The sequence below is a fragment of the Collinsella sp. LCP19S3_H3 genome, from assembly GCF_052119145.1.
Taxonomy (GTDB): domain Bacteria; phylum Actinomycetota; class Coriobacteriia; order Coriobacteriales; family Coriobacteriaceae; genus Collinsella.
Genome location: NZ_JBQKFW010000060.1, coordinates 1 through 300, shown reverse-complemented (window position 1 = coordinate 300; position 300 = coordinate 1). Strand labels below are relative to the sequence as shown.

Annotated in this window: 1 rRNA gene; it reads right to left on the bottom strand. The window is 63.7% G+C overall.

Annotation, left to right across the window (positions count from 1 at the left end):
• Positions 1 to 300, bottom strand: a 23S ribosomal RNA gene (locus ACTQZF_RS09290); the annotation flags it as partial.

Below are 300 nucleotides of genomic sequence, written 5' to 3'. Positions count from 1 at the left end.
TTCGGCCCTCCACGGGGTCTTACCCCCGCTTCAGCCTGCCCACGGATAGCTCACCCGGCTTCGCGTCCGCGGCGCGGGACTCAAGTCGCCCTGTTAAGGCTCGCTTTCGCTCCGGCTCCCTTTCGGTTAACCTCGCCCCGCGCCAGCGACTCGCTGGCTCATTCTACAAAAGGCACGCCGTCACACCGTTAAAGGTGCTCCGACTGCTCGTGGGCGCACGGTTTCAGGTACTGTTTCACTCCCCTCCCGGGGTGCTTTTCACCTTTCCCTCACGGTACTGGTGCGCTATCGGTCACAGGG